The following is a 6,000-nucleotide window of genomic DNA, read 5'->3' as shown; positions in this document are numbered from 1 at the left end:
CCCTCAAAACCGGCTTCACCCATGAAAAGGTGGAGACCAACAACCTGCTGATGATCGTGCTGATCCTGGTAACCATCGCCATCGGCGGGCTGGTCGAGATCGTGCCGCTCTTCTTTCAGAAGTCGACGACGGAGCCGATCGTCGGGCTGAAGCCGTACACCGCGCTGCAACTCGCCGGCCGCGACATCTACCAGCGCGAGGGTTGCTACAACTGCCACTCGCAGATGATCCGACCCTTTCGCTCCGAGACGCTGCGCTACGGGCACTACTCTGTCGCAGGCGAGTTCGTCTACGACCATCCGTTTCAGTGGGGCAGCAAGCGCACCGGGCCCGACCTGCACCGCGTGGGCGGCAAGTACAGCGACGAGTGGCATCGCATTCATCTGAACAACCCGCGCGACCTGGTGCCGGAGTCGAACATGCCGGCCTATTCGTGGCTCGCAACCAACCAGGTCGATGCGGAGGCGATGCCTGCTCACATGCGCGCCTTGCGCCGTGTCGGCGTGCCCTACACCGACGCGGAAATCGCATCGGCCACCGCAGACACCCAGGGCAAGACGGAGCTCGAGGCAACCATCGCCTACCTCCAGTCACTGGGCCTCGCGCTCAAGTAAAGGAGCACACCATGGACATCACCACCCTGCGCGTTTTTGCGACCGTCGCCTGCTTCGTGCTCTTCATCGGCATCGTCGTGTGGACCTATTCGAGCCGCAACAAACGCCGCTTCGAAGAGGCCGCACAGCTGCCTTTCGAGCAGGACTGAAAGACACGCCATGAACGATTTCATCAGTAGCTTCTGGGCCAACTATGTCGCCGTCTCGGCCGTCGTCAGCATCGTGGCTTGCGGTCTGCTGCTGTGGGTCACGGCACGCGGGCGCATCGCGCCGACCGACGACAACACCACCGGCCACGTCTGGGACGAAGACCTGCGCGAGGCCAACAATCCGTTGCCGATGTGGTGGGTCGGGCTGTTCGTCATCACGATCATCTTTGCCTTCGTCTATCTGGCCTTTTTTCCGGGGCTGGGCAGCTTCAACGGCAAGCTCGGATGGAGTGCCGTTGGCCAGTACGAGGCCGAGGTTGCCCAGGCCGACAAGGATCTCGTTCCCGTTTATGCGGCATTCCAGACGATGCCGGTCGAGCGGATAGCCGGCGACCCCAAGGCGATGGCCATCGGCGAGCGGCTCTTCATGAACAACTGCTCGCAGTGCCACGGGTCCGATGCACGCGGCAGCAAGGGCTTCCCGAATCTGACGGACGTCGACTGGCTGCATGGCGGCACGCCGGACAAGATCATCGAAACCGTCACCAAAGGCCGCATCGGCGAGATGCCGCCCATGGCGGCCGCGGTCGGCACGCCGGACGACGTCAAGAACGTCGCGCAGTACGTGCTCAGCCTGTCGGGCCGCTCGACCGACTCGGTGCGCGCCGGGCTGGGCAAGTCGAAGTTCACCGCCTGTGCGGCCTGTCACGGCATCGGTGGCGTCGGCAACCAGGGCATCGGAGCACCGCGCCTGAACGACGAGATATGGCTGCACGGCTTCGGCGAGAACGCCATCGTCGCGATGATCAACGGCGGCAAACACAACGTCATGCCCGGCCAGGAAGGTCGCCTGACCGAAGCGCAGATCAAGGTGGTGGCCTCGTACGTGTGGGGGCTGTCGAACAAGGCCGTTGCATTGCCTGTCGTACTGCCATGACCGTACCTGCCCCAGCCCGCAAGATCATTCCGATCGTGCCCGTGGCGGAGGAGGCCGGCGGGCTCTATGAAGCGACCAAGAAGATCTATCCGCGCAGCGTGCGCGGCAAGTTCGCGCGCTGGCGCTGGGCGATGGTGTTCGTCACCCAGCTGTTTTTCTACGCCACGCCCTGGTTGCAGTGGGGCGACCGCCAGACCCTGCTGTTCGATCTGGTCGCGCGGCGCTTCTACGTCTTCGGGCTAGTGTTGTATCCGCAAGACCTGATCTACCTGTCGGGGCTGCTGGTGCTGTCGGCGCTGTCGTTGTTTTTGTTCACCGCGGTGGCCGGGCGGCTCTGGTGCGGGTACGCGTGCCCGCAGACGGTCTACACCGAGATGTTCATGTGGATCGAGCAACGGATCGAGGGCAGCCGCATCGCCCGCATGCGGCTCGACGGCGAATCGTTCTCGGCCGAGAAGCTGGTCAAGAAGTGGTTCAAGCATTTCATCTGGCTCGGCATCGCGATGTGGACGGGCTTTACCTTCGTCGGCTACTTCACGCCCATCCGCGAGCTGGGCATGGAGTTCCTGCAGACGCGCATGGGTTCGTGGGAAGTCTTCTGGGTCTTCTTCTACGGTCTGGCCACCTACGGTAACGCCGGCTTCATGCGCGAGCAGGTCTGCAAGTACATGTGCCCGTATGCACGCTTTCAGAGCGCGATGTTCGACAAGGACACGCTGATCGTCAGCTACGACTTGCCGCGTGGTGAACCGCGTGGCGTGCACGCCAGGGCACAGGACGCACGCACCCAGGGCCTGGGCGACTGCATCGATTGCGGCCTGTGCGTGCAGGTGTGCCCGACCGGTATCGACATCCGCGAGGGTCTGCAGTACGAGTGCATAGGCTGCGGCCTGTGCGTCGACGCCTGCAACACGGTGATGGACCGTATGGCGCAGCCGCACGGGTTGATCCGCTACGCCACGCAAAACGGGCTGGCCGGTGGCTGGAGCGCGGTGCAGGTGCTGCGGCGTGTTTTTCGCCCGCGCGTGCTGATCTATGGCGCCGTGCTGTTGGCCTTGGGCGTTGGCTTGCTCGCGAGCCTGGTGGTGCGCGTGCCGCTCAAGGTCGACGTGGTGCGCGACCGTACCTCGCTTGCACGTATCGCCGATGGCGGCAGGCTCGAGAACGTCTATCGGCTGCAGATCATGAACGCGACCGAGCGCTCTCAGCGTTACCGCATCGATGCCAGCGGACTGAAGGGTCTTGCCGTGGCGACGCCCAGCCAGGCGGTCGATGTCGGGCCGGCCGAGTCGCGCTGGGTGGCGGTGCGGCTGCAAGTGCCTGCAGAAGATGCACCACCCGGATCGCACACCGTTTTCTTCAACGTGCGGTCCGCCGACGGTGCGTCGCAGGTCTCTGAAAAGGCCGTGTTCCTCATTCCCCGATAACCGACTGGAGACTTGAAAATGAGCGCGCTTCCCCCTGCTTCCAAAGGTTCCGGACCGTGGTGGAAATTCCCGCTGGTCTGGCTCGTGCTGGGCCTGCCCGCCGTGGTGGTGGTCGGCAGCCTGACGTCGGCCTGGATCGCGATCAGCACGGCAGACCCGGTGGTCGAAGAAAACTACTACCAGAAGGGCCTGGAGATCAATCGGACGCTGGCGGGCAAGTCGGCTGGGCCGGTGGCCGACAAGGCGCTGGTGCCGGCCGAAAAGGGCCGCAACCACACCACGACGCCGGTGCAGGACATGCCGTCGCCGCCGCCGCGCTAGCGCCTCACACCGTCGGGTTGATCATCCTGCGCAAAGCATCGGCGTCGAGGATCCGAACATGCCGCATGTCGACTTCGACGATGCGGTCGTCCACGAACTTGGACAAGGTGCGGCTGACTGTCTCCAGCTTGAGCCCGAGGTAACTGCCGATTTCTTCGCGCGTCATGCGCAGCATCAGCTCGGACTTCGAGAAGCCGCGCGCATGCAGGCGTTCCACGAGGTTGAGCAGAAAGGCGGCCAACCGCTCGTCGGCACGCATGCTGCCCAGCAGCAGCATCACGCCGTGCTCGCGCACGATCTCGCGGCTCATGATCTGGTGCACATGGCGCTGCAGTGAAGTGACCTCGCGCGACAGCTCCTCGATGCGGTCGAACGGCATCACGCAGACCTCGGCGTCTTCGAGTGCCACCGCGTCGCAGGTGTGATGGTCGTTCACGATGCCATCGAGTCCGATGATCTCGCCGGCCATCTGGAAGCCCGTGACCTGATCGCGACCGTCTTCCGATGCCACCCGTGTCTTGAACACGCCAGTCCGAATCGCATAGAGCGAGGTGAACCGCTCGCCATTGCGAAAGAGGGTTTCGCGGCGCTTCACCTTGCGACGCGTCGCCACCAGGTCGTCGATGCGCGCAAGCTCTTCCGGGTTGAGGCCGACCGGCATGCACAGTTCGCGCAGGTTGCAGTTGGAGCATGCGACTTTGATGGTTTGAGGTGTCATGGCGGCTGTCTCTTTGCGACTGTCTCTTTGCGGCAGGTGGTGCGGTGAAATTTGCAGCGTGACAAAGCAAGCGAAAGCGCCGCGCTGCTCCGCTCGATTCTCCGTTCGGCTTTTGTGTCCGCGTTGATGCAGATCAAGTGGCGTTCGAATGATCGAACGCAAAGTCGCAGCACCATGAACCGCTGTCGCCGACCATCGCTGCTCACGCTCTTTCGGCGGCGCTATTGATCATGCAAACCGCACTGGCCGCATCCGCGCTGTTGATGGGACTGGCGGGTGGTCCGCATTGCGTGGCCATGTGCGGTGCGGCGTGCGCGGGTGTCGTGCGTGGGGTGGGAGTTCGACCCGGCCATGGCGTCATCGCGATCACGCCCGCTGCTTTGCCGATGGCGCCGTTGCTGCTCCAAGCTGGCCGGATGGCGGGCTATGCGGCAGCAGGCGCACTGGCCGCTGCCACCGTGCAAAGCCTGACATGGGCCAGCGTGAATGTCTCCGCGCTTCGCGGCCTTTGGATGCTGTTCCACGTGGTCGTGATGGCCTGGGGCGCGGTGCTGGCCGTGACCGGGCGTCAGCCGCTGTGGTCGCAACGGGTCGGCCGTCTCCTCGCAGAGCGATTGCGCGCCTTGACGGGCTCTGCCGCCAGCGTGTTCGCGACCGGTCTTGCATGGGTCGCCATGCCGTGCGGCCTGCTGTATTCCGCGCTCATGCTGGCGAGCCTGGCCAACGGTCCGCTGCAGGGCGCTTTCATCATGGTGCTGTTCGCGGCCGGCAGCGGTGCGTCGTTGCTCGTCGCGCCCTGGCTGTGGCACCGCTTTGCCATCGGCTTGGGCGCATGGCGCCAGCAATGGGGAACCCGGCTCGCCGGCGTCGCCTTGCTGGTCATCTCCGTGCAGGCGGTCTGGATCGATCTTGCCCACCAGATCGATGTGTGGTGCCGCTGAAATACGTGGTGTCTCTTTCGTACCTCGACAACTCAGGAATTTGCAATGACAACCCCTAAATCGATTCTGGTTCACCTCGACAGTTCAGCCCGCACCGCCACGCGCGTCGAGCTTGCACGCAAGCTGGCAGAGACCTTTGGCGCCCAGGTGACCGGCATGCCGTGCACGCTCTCTGCGCTGGTGCGCTACCCCTCCGCCCTCGAAGGTGCGGCCGAAGCCATGGCAATCATGCTGGCGCTCGACAAGCAGTCGCGCGACAAGGCGTACGCCACCTTCATGGCTGCCGGTGGCGACTCGCCGCATATGCATTGGGCCGAGCCGATGAGCGATGCGCCCTGGGGCTTCGGCCGCCGCGCGCTCTATGCCGACCTTTTGATACTCGGTCAGCGCGATGGTGACAACGCTTACGACGGCGAGCTGCCTGCCGAGTTCGTGTCCACCGTGCTGGTCGAAAGCGGCCGGCCCGCGCTGGTGTTGCCTTACATCACGACAGGGCCGGTCGGCCCGGTCGGGCGCACGGTGCTGGTGGCATGGAAAGAGACTCGCGAAGCTGCCCGTGCGGTGTCCGCTGCGTTGCCCTGGCTGCGCGGCGCGGCGCGCGTGCACGCGGTCTGCTACGGCGACGAGGCAGAGTCGCAACTGCGCTCGCTGCAGGACTATCTGAATTCGCATGGCGTGACCGCGACGATGCAGGCCGGCGTGCAAGGTGAAGGCGACGCCGGTGCGCAGCTGCTGTCGCTGGCCGCGGATGTCGGTGCCGATCTGCTGGTGATGGGCTGCTACGGACACAGCCGCGCACGCGAGTGGGTGCTCGGTGGCGTCACGCGGACGATCCTGCAATCCATGACGTTGCCTGTGCTCATGTCGCATTGAGGGGTTGAGCCAGAGCAGCG

General features: G+C 64.5%; 8 protein-coding genes. 7 read left to right on the top strand and 1 reads right to left on the bottom strand.

Going from position 1 to position 6,000, the window contains the following annotated elements; translation table 11 throughout:
* The 5 genes from ccoO to QN397_RS16860 all read left to right on the top strand — a co-directional run.
* Positions 1-614: cytochrome-c oxidase, cbb3-type subunit II (gene ccoO, locus QN397_RS16880; RefSeq protein WP_323501471.1), on the top strand; the 614-nt coding region annotated here is incomplete at its 5' end.
* 11 nt (positions 615-625) lie between these two features.
* On the top strand, positions 626-763 hold the full coding sequence (locus QN397_RS16875) for a cbb3-type cytochrome oxidase subunit 3 (protein ID WP_323501470.1): 138 nt from the start codon (positions 626-628) through the stop codon (positions 761-763).
* A gap of 10 nt (positions 764-773) precedes the next feature.
* Positions 774-1,700, top strand: a complete 927-nt coding sequence (gene ccoP, locus QN397_RS16870) for a cytochrome-c oxidase, cbb3-type subunit III (protein WP_323496981.1) — start codon at positions 774-776, stop codon at positions 1,698-1,700.
* Positions 1,697-3,127, top strand: coding sequence for a cytochrome c oxidase accessory protein CcoG (ccoG, locus tag QN397_RS16865; RefSeq protein ID WP_323501469.1), 1,431 nt, complete (start codon positions 1,697-1,699; stop codon positions 3,125-3,127). The genes ccoP and ccoG overlap by 4 nt, the downstream gene beginning before the upstream one ends.
* Before the next feature lie 18 nt (positions 3,128-3,145).
* Positions 3,146-3,448: a FixH family protein gene (locus QN397_RS16860; protein WP_323496983.1), complete on the top strand. Its 303-nt coding sequence runs from the start codon at positions 3,146-3,148 to the stop codon at positions 3,446-3,448.
* Between the two features lie 4 nt (positions 3,449-3,452).
* On the opposite strand, the gene fnr is transcribed toward QN397_RS16860, so the two are convergent.
* Positions 3,453-4,166: a fumarate/nitrate reduction transcriptional regulator Fnr gene (gene fnr, locus QN397_RS16855; RefSeq protein WP_323501468.1), complete on the bottom strand. Its 714-nt coding sequence runs from the start codon at positions 4,164-4,166 to the stop codon at positions 3,453-3,455.
* A gap of 230 nt (positions 4,167-4,396) precedes the next feature.
* Between fnr and QN397_RS16850 the strand changes: the two genes are divergently transcribed.
* Together QN397_RS16850 and QN397_RS16845 are read left to right on the top strand one after the other, a co-directional pair.
* Positions 4,397-5,107, top strand: coding sequence for a sulfite exporter TauE/SafE family protein (locus QN397_RS16850; RefSeq protein ID WP_323496985.1), 711 nt, complete (start codon positions 4,397-4,399; stop codon positions 5,105-5,107).
* Between the two features lie 45 nt (positions 5,108-5,152).
* Positions 5,153-5,980 carry a universal stress protein gene (locus QN397_RS16845; protein WP_323501467.1) on the top strand — a complete coding sequence of 276 codons (828 nt, stop codon included), beginning with the start codon at positions 5,153-5,155 and terminating at the stop codon, positions 5,978-5,980.
* Positions 5,981-6,000: the final 20 nt, after the last annotated feature.

It is taken from the genome of Variovorax sp. RTB1, assembly GCF_035018765.1.
Lineage (GTDB): Bacteria > Pseudomonadota > Gammaproteobacteria > Burkholderiales > Burkholderiaceae_C > Variovorax.
Note: the sequence above shows the minus strand (reverse complement) of the source record. Positions and strands in the feature narration are given on the sequence as shown.

Bases quoted from the DNA above. Each gene is read 5' to 3' on its own strand.
- QN397_RS16875 (WP_323501470.1), top strand. From the start codon at position 626: ATGGACATCACCACCCTGCGCGTTTTTGCGACCGTCGCCTGCTTCGTG.
- QN397_RS16860 (WP_323496983.1), top strand. From the start codon at position 3,146: ATGAGCGCGCTTCCCCCTGCTTCCAAAGGTTCCGGACCGTGGTGGAAA.
- fnr (WP_323501468.1), bottom strand. From the start codon at position 4,166: ATGACACCTCAAACCATCAAAGTCGCATGCTCCAACTGCAACCTGCGC.
- ccoG (WP_323501469.1), top strand. From the start codon at position 1,697: ATGACCGTACCTGCCCCAGCCCGCAAGATCATTCCGATCGTGCCCGTG.
- ccoP (WP_323496981.1), top strand. From the start codon at position 774: ATGAACGATTTCATCAGTAGCTTCTGGGCCAACTATGTCGCCGTCTCG.
- QN397_RS16845 (WP_323501467.1), top strand. From the start codon at position 5,153: ATGACAACCCCTAAATCGATTCTGGTTCACCTCGACAGTTCAGCCCGC.
- QN397_RS16850 (WP_323496985.1), top strand. From the start codon at position 4,397: ATGCAAACCGCACTGGCCGCATCCGCGCTGTTGATGGGACTGGCGGGT.